This is a genomic window from Streptomyces sp. NPDC007189 (assembly GCF_040703635.1).
GTDB lineage: Bacteria > Actinomycetota > Actinomycetes > Streptomycetales > Streptomycetaceae > Streptomyces.
In genome coordinates, this window is record NZ_JBEYEY010000026.1 from 40,852 (window position 1) to 54,852 (window position 14,001).

Below are 14,001 nucleotides of genomic sequence, written 5' to 3' on the forward strand. Positions count from 1 at the left end.
GTGGGGCGGGGTCTCGTTCTTCGGGACGTGCGGTCGGCCGGGGCCGGCCCGGTGCGGTGTCGCTGCGCGAACAGGGCAGCGCAAGCTCGGTCGGAGACTGTCGAACCACTGGCGGACCGGGCAGGGGTCAGCCGGCCCTGGCTCGGCCGCCCTCTCTGCCAGGGCGGCGGAAATCCGGGGCCGACGGCCGAGTGAGACGGAGCTGCGTGTGGGCGGTGACCAAGCAGCCAGGTCCACCGCCGAGCGGCATCCCGAGGCGGAGATAGACGACCATGTCGGCGATCTCCTCGGGTTCGATGAGGCGCTGGATCAGGGACTGAGGGCCGGTACTTGACCATGAACGCGCGCTGCGCTTTGTCCCAGGGCAGTTCGCCGCCGACGAGTGCGCGGAGGAACTCCTCGACTCCACCGGTGTGGGTGGGACCGGCGATGACGGAGTTGACGGTTACCCGGTGCCGTCGGCGTCCTCGACGAATCCGCGGCTGACCGCGAGCAGCGAGGTCTTCGTGTTCCGGTAGTGGATCATCTCGGCGGGGATGCCCATGGCGGAGTCGCTGGCGCGGTTAAGGACCCGTCCCCAGCCGCGTTCCTTCATGCCGGGCAGGTAGGCGCGGATGAGCCGGACGGCGGACAGGACGTTGACCTCGAAGTAGCGGCGCCATTCGGCGCCTTCGATCTCCAGCGGGGCGGCGCTGACGAAGATGCCGAGGTTGTTGACGAGGATGTCGACCGCGGGCACGGCCTTCAGGACCTCGGCGGTGCCCTGCTCGGTCGCCAGGTCACCCGCTGCTGGCCTCGAGCGTGCGGCCGTGGTCGAACCACCGCCGCACGCTGACCGGATCGGCTGGCATCAGCGGCTTGATCCGGTCCCACATCGCATCAGCGATCAATAATCGGACAGGCATACCCGATCAACCGACGAGCGCGCTAATAGAGACACGCTCTAGCTGTACAGGGCTACGCCCACGGCAGCGCACCACTGAGACCGAGGTTCAGGCGCCGGGCGGTGGTCCTGGTCATCCAGCCTTCGGTTGCGGGGTGTCTCTCGTCGAGTTCGTACATGTGTTTGCGTGTGGGCGGTGGGGGCTACTCGCCCTCGGGAACAGCCCGCGTCGCATGGAAGGCAGCGCCGACGGGACCGTGCGGAGATGGCAAGGGGCTGGTCGCAATGACCGTAGCGACACAGCAGGGCGGCGGGGGCGGTACCAGCGGCCTGTACGACGTTCTGGAACTCATCCTCGACCGCGGGGTGGTGATCGACGCGTTCGTCCGGGTCTCCCTCGTCGGTATCGAGATACTCAAGATCGACATACGCGTTGTGGTCGCCAGCGTTGACACCTACCTCCGCTTCGCCGAGGCGTGCAACCGCCTCGACCTGGAAGCGGGACCGAGCAAGCCGGCCGGGCTCACGGAGCTCACGGGACAGCTCACGGAGTCCGGCGCCCGAGGCAAGACCAAGGGCGCCCTGTCGGGTGCCGCGGAGACGATCGCCGATGCGTTCCAGCAGGCACGTGACGAGGGCCGCGAGCGGCAGGGCGACCGTGCCGCACGCAGCAGAGGGGAGTGAGGATGAGATGTCACGTCTACGCAATCATCGCGCCTCGCAGTCGCTCTCACGCCGTGACCACGAGACGTGGTGCATGACCCCGACTCAGTACACGGCCTTCTAGGCGGATGAGTCGGGGTCGAGTGGGGAGATGGGAGTGTTGTCGTACAGCTCTGGTTGCAGCGACAGCACGGGGCGGCCGTGTGGCCACGCGGCCGAGGGCAGGGCCATGGTCAGCGCGTGGCCGATGCGCCAGTCGGCGACCACTGTCCCGGCGGCGACGGCGCTGTCAGGGTCGAAGGGCTCGAACCTGAACACCGCGCGGGCGCCGATGGAGGAGAGCCGACGCCGCGACGGCTCGCGCACGGCGGCATACAGCGACAGTGCGGGCAGGTGCAGGCTTCCATGCCCGCGACCGGCTTCGATGTACAGGCCGAGCAGCACGGGATGGGCGTGGTGCAGGGCCAGTAACGCGCTGTGGTCCAGGACGACGGCGGTGCTCACGCAGCCGTGCCCCACCGTCCGCCGCCCTGGTGCTCGGCGATGCGGGCCCACAGCGCCCTGCCTGCGGCCGCGTCTTCGGCGGTTACCGTGACGCGGACCGTTGTCTCGAGGTCAGCCCTGGCTCGCTGGGCGTTCCGGTTTCCGGCTGGGGCCGACGGGCACCCACGAAGCGGTGGAACCTGACCTCTGCTCGTCGACAGCCGTTCGTAGGACGTGCGCGCGAGGCCGGCCGTGCGTGTGGGGGCCAGATCGTACAGCGGTGAGCAGGGGGTCGGCTGAGGGCGGGCACGGGCCCGTTGGGTCCCGATGGTCACCCGCAGAAGGGCAGGAGGAGATCGATGATCACTGCGGATCATGTGCGTAACCTGCTCAACCGTACCGAGGGGGACGCCACGCTTGTGCTGCTCCGCGGCCGGGTCGAGGTGGTGGAGTCCGCCGACGCGGACCTGGAGCGTTATCGAGGCGCCATGAAGATCGTCTCCCGCCGGGATCTTGTCGAGCGCCTGGGCGGCGACCGGTTGGCGTCCGGGGACCTCGAGGCGGTGGCGGCCGAGCTCGATTCGATAGTGACGCATCAGGGCGGCTGAGAGCGCCCGCGCCGGTGGCGGAATGCCTCAGCCGGGCAACCGGGTCGCTCGGCACTGCAAGGGTGCGCGTCCCCGCGTACATCACCCGGTCTTCGATGGGGGCGTTCGTCGCGGCCTTGGTGATCAGGTCGGCGGCGCGCACCAGGCCGGGGAGCCGGCTAGTTCGTCGATGAGGATCCGCCGCAGGGAGGCCGCGCTGCCCCTTTCTCGCGCCGCGACGGAGGCCTCGCGCGCAATGGTCACCCAGGCGCTCGGGATGTGCCGTGCGGCGTCCCCGTCGGCGAAGTTGTAGAAGGCCGCGTGCACGACCTCCGCCAGCACCCGCCCCAGCGGCGCGGCTGGCGAAGCAGCCGTCCCAGTAGGTCCGGTGGCCGAGCGCGGCCAGTTCCTCGTTGCACTGGTCGCGACGAACCTGACCAGGCCGATCGGTTCCAGGAGCGCGGTCGGCGCGCCCGCCGGTTCCGGGTCCGCGCCCGGCTTCCTCGCTGCGTCTGGGGCCGGTCCGCCTTGGTCCGGGAACGCGGCGAGGTGGTAGCCAGGTGTTCAGGACACGGCAGCCGGGGGTGGCGGCCGCGCATCGGGCGCACATCTCCGCAATGCGCCACAGCCGACCGGCACGGTCGGCGCACACCGTCAGGACCACCGGGTCCCCGCATCGCGCTCTCCCGCCGGCGGCCGCGCGGCAGGCGCACCACATGTCGCTGCGCGGTCTGCCGCCCGCGCGGATGCGGGCCAGGTGCATGTCGACGTGATCGACCGCGGCCTTGCGGCCCGTGGTGGCGCCTTCGGGAATGCGCTGATCGGCGCAGACCGGCCGGGAGCAGGAGAGCCTGCCCGCGGCGGAGGAGGGGCGGCCGTAGGGGCCCGGCCGCACCGTCCGCATCCGCCCTGCGACGCGCTCGGTCGGCTGCGTATCGGTCGTCACCGTCATGTTGGTGTCCTCCGTTCCAGGCGTCTGCTTGATCCGTTATCCCAGGGTGGTCCCCGTCATCGTGGATGCCGGCCACCAAGCCTGGCGGGTGGGCGGTGCCCGGTCCGGTGTGCCTGCACGGCAGCGCGTGTGTTTTCTGTCCAGCGCCACGGTCACATGGGCAGCGTCTGGCGGGTACCGCTGGGGATACGTGTCTTTGGGTGTCCCTGGCACGGGCTGCCAGAAGGTTTCACAGGTAAAAGTCGGTATGGGCAGGGGCACAGGAGGCGGGACGCAGGGCGGGGCCGCTGCCGGCGGCAACGGCATGCGGTGCCATGACGGGTGTGGCGTCCGGTAGTCGGTGGTGGCGGGGTTACTGATGGTGGCGGCTGTGACTTACAACGACTGGCTGCTGCAGTTTTTGTCAGCGAGCTCTCCCTCGCGGCGGCGGACGTAGTACAGCGCAGTGTCCATGTTCGAGCCCAAGCTGGGCGGCCCGTCGATGGTGATCACATCAGAATCAGCTTCGAGGGGCTCCAGGGCCCGTTCGAGAGCGGCTTCGCTGAAGCTCACCTTCGACAGGGCGACGTCCCGCAGGAATGCGCCGGTGGTGAACCGCAGCCGGAGCGGCTGCGAGACCACGTCAACCAAGCCCAGCGGCGCAGTCGTTGTGTGTTGCTTCCTGGCTCGATGCGGTGTGGGTGCTCAGTGAAGGACGGTGAGCAGGCCTTCGACGCCGCGGCGGAACGCGGCGCCTACGCTGTCGACGCCGTCGAGGTGGGCGCCGCTCATGGCGCCGTCGCGCATCATGACGAAATGCCGGGCGGCGTGTTCTGGTTTGCCGCGACGCGGTGAGTTCCCGAAGACCTGCGCGAAGAGTTCGGTGAGCGTGGTCGTGTACCAGGCTCGATGATCGAGGATCACCTGGCGCACCCGGTCTTCGGGGTCGGGGTATTCGGCGGCGGCTTTGAGGAACGCGCAGCCGCGGAACTCCGGCGAGGCCAAGCTGTCGGCGACGGCGGTCCCGATCGCGCGCAGGGCGTCGGCCGGGGACGGTGCGGCCTCGATGGCGGCCTGCACGCCGGCACGCATGTCGGTGTCGACGCTGCGCAGGTAGGCGATCACGAGGTCCTCTTTCGAGGGGAAGTGCCGGTAGAACGTCGCCCGCGTGGCCGGGGCCTCGGCGAGGATCCGCTCGACCCCGACCGCCCGGATGCCTTCGCGGTAGAACAGCCTGCTGGCCGTGGACAGCAGCCGCTCTCGCGCCTCGGACCGGACCGGCTCTTCCGATGAGCTGCCGTTCGGGTTGTCGGGCGCGGGGCGTCTCCGTGTGGCCATGAGCCCACCGTAGCAGAAAGAACGATCGGTCTTGCTATCGCCGGGGAGTCGTGTCAGGCTCCGCACTGGAAGAGAGAACGGTCTTTCTCCTAGGAGCCCGGCTGCCATGCCGGTTCCCGCTCCACGTCAGCAGAGACCAGAGCCAACGGTCTTCTTTGGAAAGGAACAGTCATGACCACGACTACTGCACCTGCCCCTGCCACCGTCGCGTCAGCGCTTCGCCGGCTCTACCTCGTTCGTTTCGGGTTCGCCCTGATCTGGGCCGTCGTGCTCTTCTTGAGCGCGTCGAGCATCGGGCCGGTGAGCGCGACCCTGCTCGTGATCTACCCGCTGTTCGACGTGGGCGCCGCCGTCGTCGATGCCCGCTCCTCCCGAGCGAGCCAGTCCGCTCTTGGTCTCTACGTCAACATCGCGATCAGTCTGATCGCCGCGTTCGGACTGGTCTTCGCGGTCACCTCCGGCATTCCGGGGGTCCTTCGTGTGTGGGGGGTCTGGGCTGTCGTAGCGGGCCTCGTCCAGCTCATCGTTGCTCTGCGGCGACGCGACCTCGGGGGACAGTGGGCGATGATCGCCAGCGGCAGCATCTCCACGCTCGCCGGGATCTCGTTCCTCCGGCAGGCCGAGGCCCCGCGTTCCTCGCTGAGCAGTCTGGCCGGTTACGCCCTGCTTGGCGGCATCTTCTTCCTCGTCTCTGCCCTGCGCCTCGGACGCAACGCCAGCCGGAGCACTGGTGGGAGCAACTGACATGACCGACCACACCACCAGCGTCGACAGAAGGGCGCCGCTGGAACCTGCGCACTGGCCCGTCCACCGCCCACGCCAGCCGCGGCCACCTGTTCCGCGGCGACAAGCTCACCGTGCTGTGCAGCCGCGGCACCTGGGACTGCAGCCGGCTCACCCAGCGCTCCAAGGCCGACATTCCCAAGGGCAGCCGGGGCAGGGCACGCGAAGACGGTCTTGCGCCCCTGGGTGGCTGACACACCGAAGACCAGTACCGCGCTACGGTCAGCCGTATGAGTACCGCGACACCCGCGCGCGCAAGGCCATCGAGAGCGCCTACGCCAACGAGGTCGAGGCGCTCTACCAGGCGTGACTAGCTGATGCTCACCCGGAATTCTTGTCCGATCCGTCGGGCTGGTTGCCGTTGTTGTCGCAGTTGGTGGTCGACAGCCACAGCTGGTCGGCGCCGGGGACCTTGGTGACGGTCCGCAGCCGGCCGTAGGTGCCCACGTAGTACGCGGTGGGTGTGCCCGCTACGTGCCGGGTGCCGAGAACAGCAAGGCCGGCTCGGAGCTGTCCGACTGGTACGGCAGCGACCGGATCCTGCACAACAACGCGTACGGCATCTTCGTCAAGTAACCGGCCTCCGCCGGAACGGGGGGCGGTCCGTCAGGCCTCCCCCCGGACCTGCCCGATGGATCAGCGCATGTTCAGTGGGGGCTTTCCGTGCCCACGGGCCATGCGCTCTCGCCGGCTCCCGGCTTCGGAGGGAGCCGGCGGTTCCTGCGCTCCGGAGGGAACGAAGACAATCACATACGTCTCGAAACCCTCAGGAACTTCCGATTCCTCGTGCTCCGCAGCGGCGTTGAACCGTTCGCGGGAGTCGCTCCGGCCCTGTGACCAAACCTGCGCGCGGTAGGTACGGGACGGATCCAAGTTCACACACGGCTCACCCGGTTCGGCTTGCCGACCGAACACCTCGACCGATTCCGGGGCCGGCCGGGCGGGGCCGTTCATCGTGTCAAACGCTGCCATGCGGCCCTTGTAGACCGGCTGGTAGTCCACAGAAGCGACCAGGGTCCAGGCCGGCCCCGGTGCCTCGTCCAGTTCGTCGTTGACGGCCAGGACGACCGGCGCAGTGTGCTGCTGAACCCGCGACGTCACGACGATCTGGCCGGGAACGGTAATGACTGGCTCTTCGGTCTGGAAATCAGGCTTGCTCTCCCTGCGCTCGAAGCCTCGTTCCCAATGCTCGCCCACTGAGAAGTGGCTGTACTCGATGCTGACTGCTCCAACCCCGCTGATCTCCGGCATGCCCTGGAGCCTTCCAGGAAAGAAGCCGTCGCGCAGTAGCTGTGTCGGCCAGGCTGGTCCTACCAAGGAAGCAGACGGGGAGTCCGGGGAGCGATCCGCCAACCGCTCAGCGGGGGAGCGCGGGTCAGGCGCAGACGGCGACCTCGCCCTGCGCCGCGCGCTCGCACTCGTACGTCGCCGCCCCTTCGCCGGCATGAACACCCAGCGCTACGCCTGGGGGCGGGGTTCTTCTATCACCAGGGCCTGTGCGCCGGCTGTCATCCGTTCTCGCCGGAGCGTCGCGGCTGGTGCCCCGACTGCTTCGCGTGGGGCACCAGCCGGGCCTCGCGGTGGCGGTGCTAGGGCTGTCTGGGTTGGCACCGCAAATCCTCGAAGGCGGGGCCGGGTGGGCCAGCAGCTCGTGGTGATCAGGTCGTGTCGTCTGCACTGCGTGGGGTGCATTTCCGTTGATCGTTGGTATGAGCCACTGCCACCGACCGTGTGGCCGCTCAGCAACGCCCACCACCACCTGCCCTGGACCCTGCCCGAGGACATGCAGGGGCTGTCCCCAACCACCCGGCTGCAAACCCAAGCGCGCACGGTTCGGCATGTGGTGACTGCCGATCAGATGCCTGCAGAGCCCCCCATTTGACCTGTCCTCATCCGCGTCCAGGAGACAGGTGAACCGATGCTGCGCCCAAGAAGCCTGCCCAGGTTGCGCGTTGGGTGACGCTCCGAGTTCACCCGTGCGGGAGGTACCCGCCATGGTCTGCTCGGGCCTACGCTCTACGGCGGCCGCCGGTTCCGGGCGCCGGCCGGTGACACGCGGCTCCACTCGTCCGGTGAGGTCGTGTCGTCGGTCAGTGGGTCTGAGTGCGTCGTCATGCTCTTGACCTGGTGTTGTGCAGTTTGACCGGGCGGGTCGGTGCTGTGTCTTGGTTCCTTGGACCTGCGCAGGGGCGTTGTTTGTCAGCCGTCTGACGTGTGGTGTCGGTCGACCCGGGCATCGGTTGGGCAGGTTGGTTGGGCTCTGCGCAGTTTGAGTGGGTGCCGGTGGGGCTGGACGGCTCGGTGTGGGCTGTGTGGTCTTGTACGGGGTGTGGGGGTGCCGGCGGGTACCCGGGCGGGTTGCGGCGGGTGCGCAGTGCCAGCACCAGGCAAACCGTGGTCGCGGCGATGGCGAGTGAGGCGGGCAGACGTGCCCATGAGGTGCCCGCGACCGGTGCCTGCGCGGCGAGCAGTACCACTGCGGTCGCGGCGGTGGCCGCGAGTGCGGGTGTCGCCTGTGGTTGGCCGGGCGGGGCGGTGACGCCGGCTGTCCAGGTGTCGGTGACGAGGAGGTAGGCGAGCAGCAGGGCGGCGATGCAGACGACCAGCCAGACCGGGGGGCCGGCGACCGCGGCGACCGCGATCGCCGCGGCCGGCAGCACGGTCGTCCTGCGGCGGGCCGCGAAGGTCCGCCAGCGCATGGAGGTCAGGACGGGGCGCGCGTCGACCATCGGAGCGGCCCACCACGCGGCCGCTGCAGCCCCCAGGACCAGTACCCTGACCGGCAGTGGTGCGTGCAGGGCGGCCGGCGGGTTGCAGGCGGCGACGGCGAGGGCCGTTCCGAGTAAGCGGTCGGTGATGCGGGAGGTGAGACGTGCGATGAGCAGAGCGGTGCGGCTGTCGGCCGGGCGGGGGCCTGGCCGGGCGATCGGGGCGCGGGTGGTGGTCATCGGGTCCCCCCGTGGATGCGGGTGCGCAGCAGCGGCGCGAGCGCGAGGTCGAGGGTCTCGCCGGGCCGGTGGGTGACGACCGCGATGCCGCGTTCTACCAAGGCGAAGCGCATGGCGTCGCGGTCGGCCCGCCACAGTCGCAGCGCGAGTTCGCCTTCGGTGTCGCCGGGTTCCAGGACCGGCTCGCCGGTGGGGATCTCGATAGCGACCATCGGGTTGGCCCGGCCGCGTACTTGGTGCAGGATGTCGAAAATCCGCTGATCTGTCAGCGGCGTGATGACGTATACGAGCGCTCCTTCGGGCAACGCGGGTGGTGGGAGCAGGCGGAGTCCCTCCGTGCGGTACGCGAGGTCCTTGCGGACCGGAAGCACGCTCTCGACGATGCGGTAGAAGTAGCCTTGGCCGCTGCCCGGTTGCAGCCAGCGGGTCGCTCCACCCACCGACACGACGCCGACCCGGTCGTGGGTGCGCAGGTAGGCGCGGACCAGCCCGGCAGCGGCCCGGAAGGTCTCGTCGAGCGAGGACGCGCCGGTGACCGGGTCGACTACGTCGGCGAGCACGTCCAGCAGCACCACGGTGTCGGCGGTGCGCTCCGCGGCGAACTGGTGGACCTGCAGGGTGCCGCGGCGGGTGGTGGCCGGCCAGTGGATCCGCCGTTGCCGTTCGCCGCGCACATACGGGTGCACGCCGGTGACTTCGACGCCCTCGCCGCGCTGCACGGCGGTGTGCTCGCCGAGCCGTTGCGGCAGTCGGACCGGGATGGGCGTGAGGCCGGCGTGTGCGGGCAGCGGGAAGACGGCGATCTCACCGAGTTCGGCCCGGACGGTGCGGCGGGCCAGCCCGCCGTGGTCGTAGACGTCGACGTCGACCGTGCCGAGCGTCCAGCGGCCCCAGCGCTGCACGGTCAGGGCCAGATCGACGCGGTGCGGGCCGACCGCCAGGTGGTCGAGCCGGACCCCGTGACCGAGGGTGACGCCGGGGTCAAGGCGGCCGGCCTCACCGTCGTAGGACACCGCGATCCGCACCGTCACCTGCTCGCCTTCGAAGCACCGCCGCGGCTCCACCTCGGCCTCGGCCGTCACCGCCTCCGGACGCGGCCCGCTCGGCAGGGCGAGGGCGAGCAGCACCAGCGGTGCGGCGGCGAGAGCAAGCACCCAGGGGCGGCCGGTGACCAGCGCGGCGGCCAGCGCGACGACGGCCAACGTGACCAGCCGCAGGGCGCGTTCACCGGCGCGCCAGCCGGGCGGAGGCGGCGGCGGGGGTTGGACGGTCACGTCGTGGCGGCCGTCCAGGGCCCGTTGAACGGCGGCGGCCGCTCTGCGGCCCGGCACAAGCTCCTTCATGACGCGATCGGCGTGCGCGGCAAGGTCTGCGGGGCGTGCACGGACTGCACGATCTCGCGGACCACGTCGTCGCCGTCGATCTGCCGGACCCACAGCTCCGGCTTGAGGGTGACGCGGTGCGCGAGGGCCGGCACCGCCACGGACTTGACGTCCTCCGGGGTCGTGTAGTCCCGCAGGTTAAGGACGGCACGGGCGCGGGCGAGCTGCACCAGGGCCAGGCCGCCACGCGGAGAGGCGCCGACCTGGATGTGCGGGTGGGCCCGGGTGGCGCGGACCAGCGCGACGACGTAGTCCACCAGGTCGTCGTCCACCTCGACGCGTTCGACGGCGGACCGCATGGCCAGCACCTCGTCCGGACCGCTGAGCCGGCGCAGCACAGCCTCGGCAGCCGCCCGATCGACCCGCGCGCGCAGCATGCCCGCCTCCTCGGACGCCGCCAGATAACCCATACGAACCCGGAGCAGGAACCGGTCGAGCTGGGCCTCGGGCAGCGTGTAGGTGCCCTCGTACTCGATGGGGTTGGCGGTGGCGAGGACCACGAAAGGCTTCGGCAGCGGCCGGGTGGTTCCGTCGATGGACACCTGGGACTCGGCCATCGCCTCCAGCAGCGCGGCCTGGGTCTTGGGCGGGGTGCGGTTGATCTCGTCGGCGAGCAGCAGGTGGGTGAAGACCGGTCCGGGCCGGAAGACCATGTCGGCGCTCCGTTGGTCGTAGAACTCAGTTCCGGTGACGTCGGAGGGCAGCAGGTCGGGGGTGAACTGGATGCGGCGGAAGTCCAGGCCGAGGACGGTGGCGAAGGAGCGTGCCAGCAGGGTCTTCCCGAGTCCCGGCAGGTCCTCGATGAGGACATGTCCGCCGGCGAGGATGCCGAGCATCACCAGCGCCAGAGGCTCCGTCTTGCCGACCACGGCGGTGCCGATCCCGCCGAGTACGGCCGCGGCCCTTTCACCCGCCTGCCGAGGTGTCAGGGTGTCGTGGTCCGGTATGGGTTGCGTGCTGGTCACGGTCGGATCGATCCTCACAGGATGGGGGCGGCGTGCGCGGGCTGCGGGGTCGGCCGCAGCGTCACCGGTCACAGGGCTTCCAGGCGGTCGAGCAGGGAACGTAGGACGGGCTCGGGGAGAGCGGGCTGCGGAGCGGGTGCCTCGGGATCGATCCACGGCCACAGCTCGGCGCCGACTAGGGCTCGGGCCTGCTGTGGGTTCCGGTACATCACCACGCCGTGCCGCTCGGCCAGCCGGGCGGCGAACAGCCGCTGCAACTGCGGCCGCATGACGGTGCCGAAGTACGCTTCGCCGTCGTCCGCCAAGGTGTCGGCCACGATGCGCTGCCATCCGCCGAGGGCCGGGGCCCGGCTGTCCAGCAGGCGCACCGGCCTGCGATAGCCGCTGTCCTGGGCGCCGCCACCCGCGGCATAGCGCCCCAGCACCAGCGCGACAGCGGTGATGAGGGCGAGGCCACTGACGGCCGCGGCGGCACCGTCGGCCAGGGCGAGCAGCACCTCGGCCGCGACCGCGACGGTGCCCAGTACGGCCAGCGAGTGCCGTACCGATCCGGGCGCACCTAGCACGGAGCCGACGAAGGCACGGATCCGTATGGGCGCCTTCACAAGGCACCCGCCACGGCTTCCGGACCGGACGCCCGGGCGTGTAGACCGTCAGCGATCTCGGCGAGAGCCGCCGCGGCCCGGTCGCGGTGGCTGCCGTCCATCGGGTGCGTGGAGTAACGGGCCTCACGGAACAGGGCGGTGAGCGCGACGACGGCCGCCCCCGCGGGCAGGCCGCCGGCGACAGCCCGCTCCAGCAGGTCCTGCGGACTGTCCGAGGCGCGCCGGGCCACCCCAGAGGCGGCGAGCGACTCCTCCATGGCGGCATAGCAAACGATGACGGCTGCGCGGGCATCGTTTCCGCCCAGCAAAGCACGGCGCCCGGAGTCCACGGCCTTGACCAGGCGTTCCCGCTCGTCGCGGGGCGTCGCGCACGTCGCCGGGGCCTCGGGCGCCGGCGGCCGGGTCAGATACCGCCACAGATGCAGCCCGGCGATCACGACGACCACGACAAGCAAGGCGATTCCGAGACCGAGCACGATGCGCGTCAGCCCGGAATGCATGCCGTGGCCGGCGTGCCCGGCATGCCGTGCGGGTGGCAGAGCGGGTACCGGCTCTTGCGACGGGCTGGGAAGCGGTAACGACGCGTGGCCGGCCGCCTCATGGCTGCTGCCGGACCAACCGAACCGGTGCAGGACCAGGACGAGCAGCGGGACGACCATCCCCGCAGCCAGCAGGACGCGGCTCACGCCGTCCACCAACCGCTGTTCCACCGTGTTGAGTTCCCGGGCAGCGCCGACTTGCTCCCGATACCTCTCGCGCGGCGCCAAGCCGCCAAGGAATGCCAGCAGGGTGAGGCCGACCACGAGAACGGGGTTGCCGCCGAGCGGCCCGCGGCCCTTGGCCAACAGGCCCGTGTCAGGATGCAGAAGCAGTGCTCCCAGGGCCAAGCCGCCCACCACCAGGACGGTCAACGCGGCCTGTGCGGCGCCGATCGCGCTGTGCAGCCGTCGCCCGCCCGCCGTACGCTCCCGCCCCACCGCCACACCCCCCTGTGATCGCCCAGGCCATGCGCGCCGTCCCCGGTCACCTGTCGCCGATGCCCGACTTGACGCAATCCTGACACGGCGAGGCGCGCCGCTTCATTGCCGACTTACGGCAATCCTTACGGACCTTTTTATGCCGTCTCTCGGCTACGACCGGACGGGCATTCAGCGGTGGTATCCGGCGTGAAGGCGACGCCATACCTGTGTGAGGAAGCGGGTGACAGGGATGGCCATCATGAGATGTCGGAACAGCGCCTCCGCATGCGCTCGAGGGCACGATGGCCCCGTGGTTGACCGGGAGCGAATCAAAACAGAGACCCCCGTTGCGTACCGCTGTTCCCCGTCATTCCCCACCTGATCGGGCACGTCAGGGGCACGAGCGGCTGTCTGTGCGCCTCTACGGCGGCGCAGCGCGCTTCCTGAGTCGGGAGAATCGGCGCCAGGCCACCCACAAGTTGATCAAGAGCAGAGCTGATCCCGCGATGGGCCAGCCTATGGATCCACCCTCACGGTAGGTCTCGATACCTACGGACAGCATGAGTGCACCGACCACGGGGCCGCCCACGAGGTCGAGGAGGAGGTTCACCTGCCTCGCGATCTTTGGGAGGAGGATGTCTATCCGCGCCGCGCTTCTCGTAAGAAGGATGTCCATCCGCACCGCGATCTTTGCAAGGTTGACCACGGCTTGATCGTCACAGTCGGCCGCCTCAGCTGCCAAGGGCGAGGTCCTCGCCACAACGTGCGTCTTGGGCGTGCGGTCGGCGGAGTCTCAATGACCGAGTCAACCCATCGCTGGGCGGGCGCCCCCTCGATGCGAACTACGGGCGGGACGGACACTGAGGTCTGCCAGGCATGTCAGTCGGCTGCTTGTGGCTGGTGACGGTCGTTCGGGGGCACGGAGGTTGCTGTACTTCGCTGCGGTACGGCACCCCAGGAAGGTCTGCCTGGACGGGACGGCATGACGGCCGGCGCTTGCGCGATCATGAGCGCATGGAATCGTGGACGATCAAACACTTCTCCCAGGCCAACCCGGCGGGAACCGGGCAGGATGACGTGCCTGCGCTGCTCCGTAGAGTCGCAGACTCCATCGAAAGCCTTGGCTTGGTTAAGGTTCAAGATCTCGTCATGCATACGGAGATCACTGCGGACGGCGATTGGCCGAGCCTTACGGTCTACTTCCACGACGCCGAAGACTGATCCGGGCTGTAGACGGACGCTTTGCACTTCGTCCGCTTCCTTATCGGAGGGCAATAAGCGAGTCTTCCGCCGTTTTGGGTTAGCCAGTCGGTTTCCGGCCATCAGGGGCGTTACGAGATGCGGAGATCGTCAACGCGCTGCGGACCCAGCCAAGGGCAACGGCCGAACCTGGTTCGACACCGCCGCCTGTGCCAACGCGCTCAACCTGCGCGCATACTGCGAACGGCGCAAGGCCGCGCGATTTTCTGACCTG

The 14,001-nt window shown here is 69.7% G+C and carries 15 protein-coding genes and 3 pseudogenes; 4 read left to right on the top strand and 14 right to left on the bottom strand.

Annotated elements, in window-relative coordinates; genetic code table 11:
* Positions 1-259: 259 nt before the first annotated feature.
* Positions 260-790 (bottom strand): annotated as a pseudogene (locus tag AB0950_RS36500) (SDR family oxidoreductase); the annotation flags it as partial.
* Position 791: 1 nt separating this feature from the next.
* Positions 792-905, bottom strand: a pseudogene (locus tag AB0950_RS36505) (IS5/IS1182 family transposase); the annotation flags it as partial.
* Positions 906-1,168: 263 nt separating this feature from the next.
* Between AB0950_RS36505 and AB0950_RS36510 the strand changes: the two are divergent.
* Positions 1,169-1,567, top strand: coding sequence for a gas vesicle structural protein GvpA (locus AB0950_RS36510; protein ID WP_360161362.1), 399 nt, complete (start codon positions 1,169-1,171; stop codon positions 1,565-1,567).
* A gap of 99 nt (positions 1,568-1,666) precedes the next feature.
* On the opposite strand, the gene AB0950_RS36515 is transcribed toward AB0950_RS36510, so the two are convergent.
* Positions 1,667-2,050, bottom strand: coding sequence for a hypothetical protein (locus AB0950_RS36515; RefSeq protein WP_366780378.1), 384 nt, complete (start codon positions 2,048-2,050; stop codon positions 1,667-1,669).
* Between the two features lie 338 nt (positions 2,051-2,388).
* Here AB0950_RS36515 and AB0950_RS36520 point away from each other — a divergent pair, with 338 nt between their 5' ends.
* Positions 2,389-2,637, top strand: coding sequence for a hypothetical protein (locus AB0950_RS36520; RefSeq protein WP_360161358.1), 249 nt, complete (start codon positions 2,389-2,391; stop codon positions 2,635-2,637).
* Between the two features lie 123 nt (positions 2,638-2,760).
* On the opposite strand, the gene AB0950_RS36525 is transcribed toward AB0950_RS36520, so the two are convergent.
* The 3 genes and pseudogenes from AB0950_RS36525 to AB0950_RS36535 form a co-directional block, all read right to left on the bottom strand.
* Complete coding sequence (locus AB0950_RS36525) at positions 2,761-2,958, bottom strand: hypothetical protein (protein ID WP_360161357.1); 198 nt, start codon at positions 2,956-2,958, stop codon at positions 2,761-2,763.
* Between the two features lie 1,021 nt (positions 2,959-3,979).
* A pseudogene (locus AB0950_RS36530) lies at positions 3,980-4,150 on the bottom strand (ParA family protein); the annotation flags it as partial.
* Between the two features lie 102 nt (positions 4,151-4,252).
* Positions 4,253-4,885, bottom strand: coding sequence for a helix-turn-helix domain-containing protein (locus tag AB0950_RS36535; RefSeq protein ID WP_366780402.1), 633 nt, complete (start codon positions 4,883-4,885; stop codon positions 4,253-4,255).
* Between the two features lie 171 nt (positions 4,886-5,056).
* Here AB0950_RS36535 and AB0950_RS36540 point away from each other — a divergent pair, with 171 nt between their 5' ends.
* Positions 5,057-5,629, top strand: coding sequence for a hypothetical protein (locus AB0950_RS36540; protein ID WP_366780379.1), 573 nt, complete (start codon positions 5,057-5,059; stop codon positions 5,627-5,629).
* Between the two features lie 360 nt (positions 5,630-5,989).
* Here AB0950_RS36540 and AB0950_RS36545 read toward each other — a convergent pair whose 3' ends face one another.
* The 8 genes from AB0950_RS36545 to AB0950_RS36580 all read right to left on the bottom strand — a co-directional run bounded on the left by AB0950_RS36545 (position 5,990) and on the right by AB0950_RS36580 (position 13,269).
* Positions 5,990-6,115 (bottom strand): hypothetical protein, encoded by a 126-nt coding sequence (locus AB0950_RS36545; protein ID WP_366780380.1) that lies wholly within the window; start codon positions 6,113-6,115, stop codon positions 5,990-5,992.
* 189 nt (positions 6,116-6,304) lie between these two features.
* Entirely contained in the window at positions 6,305-6,919 is a 615-nt protein-coding gene (locus AB0950_RS36550) for a hypothetical protein (protein ID WP_360575839.1), read from the bottom strand.
* Between the two features lie 860 nt (positions 6,920-7,779).
* Positions 7,780-8,616 (bottom strand): hypothetical protein, encoded by an 837-nt coding sequence (locus AB0950_RS36555; protein ID WP_366780381.1) that lies wholly within the window; start codon positions 8,614-8,616, stop codon positions 7,780-7,782.
* Positions 8,613-9,959: a DUF58 domain-containing protein gene (locus AB0950_RS36560; RefSeq protein WP_366780382.1), complete on the bottom strand. Its 1,347-nt coding sequence runs from the start codon at positions 9,957-9,959 to the stop codon at positions 8,613-8,615. The genes AB0950_RS36555 and AB0950_RS36560 overlap by 4 nt, the downstream gene beginning before the upstream one ends.
* Positions 9,956-10,963 carry a MoxR family ATPase gene (locus AB0950_RS36565; RefSeq protein ID WP_366780383.1) on the bottom strand — a complete coding sequence of 336 codons (1,008 nt, stop codon included), beginning with the start codon at positions 10,961-10,963 and terminating at the stop codon, positions 9,956-9,958. The genes AB0950_RS36560 and AB0950_RS36565 overlap by 4 nt, the downstream gene beginning before the upstream one ends.
* Positions 10,964-11,031: 68 nt before the next feature.
* On the bottom strand, positions 11,032-11,568 hold the full coding sequence (locus AB0950_RS36570) for a hypothetical protein (protein WP_366780384.1): 537 nt from the start codon (positions 11,566-11,568) through the stop codon (positions 11,032-11,034).
* Positions 11,565-12,545, bottom strand: coding sequence for a DUF4129 domain-containing protein (locus AB0950_RS36575; protein ID WP_366780385.1), 981 nt, complete (start codon positions 12,543-12,545; stop codon positions 11,565-11,567). The genes AB0950_RS36570 and AB0950_RS36575 overlap by 4 nt, the downstream gene beginning before the upstream one ends.
* A 403-nt stretch (positions 12,546-12,948) precedes the next feature.
* Entirely contained in the window at positions 12,949-13,269 is a 321-nt protein-coding gene (locus AB0950_RS36580; RefSeq protein ID WP_366780386.1) for a hypothetical protein, read from the bottom strand.
* A 272-nt stretch (positions 13,270-13,541) separates the two neighbouring features.
* On the opposite strand from AB0950_RS36580, the gene AB0950_RS36585 reads away from it, so the two are divergent.
* Complete coding sequence (locus AB0950_RS36585) at positions 13,542-13,748, top strand: hypothetical protein (RefSeq protein WP_360161335.1); 207 nt, start codon at positions 13,542-13,544, stop codon at positions 13,746-13,748.
* The last annotated feature ends 253 nt before the right edge of the window (positions 13,749-14,001 follow it).

Excerpts from the sequence above, each read along its gene's own strand:
- AB0950_RS36550 (WP_360575839.1), bottom strand. The coding sequence starts at position 6,919 with ATGCCGGAGATCAGCGGGGTTGGAGCAGTCAGCATCGAGTACAGCCAC.
- AB0950_RS36520 (WP_360161358.1), top strand. The coding sequence starts at position 2,389 with ATGATCACTGCGGATCATGTGCGTAACCTGCTCAACCGTACCGAGGGG.
- AB0950_RS36585 (WP_360161335.1), top strand. The coding sequence starts at position 13,542 with ATGGAATCGTGGACGATCAAACACTTCTCCCAGGCCAACCCGGCGGGA.
- AB0950_RS36510 (WP_360161362.1), top strand. The coding sequence starts at position 1,169 with ATGACCGTAGCGACACAGCAGGGCGGCGGGGGCGGTACCAGCGGCCTG.
- AB0950_RS36535 (WP_366780402.1), bottom strand. The coding sequence starts at position 4,885 with ATGGCCACACGGAGACGCCCCGCGCCCGACAACCCGAACGGCAGCTCA.
- AB0950_RS36555 (WP_366780381.1), bottom strand. The coding sequence starts at position 8,616 with ATGACCACCACCCGCGCCCCGATCGCCCGGCCAGGCCCCCGCCCGGCC.
- AB0950_RS36540 (WP_366780379.1), top strand. The coding sequence starts at position 5,057 with ATGACCACGACTACTGCACCTGCCCCTGCCACCGTCGCGTCAGCGCTT.
- AB0950_RS36560 (WP_366780382.1), bottom strand. The coding sequence starts at position 9,959 with ATGAAGGAGCTTGTGCCGGGCCGCAGAGCGGCCGCCGCCGTTCAACGG.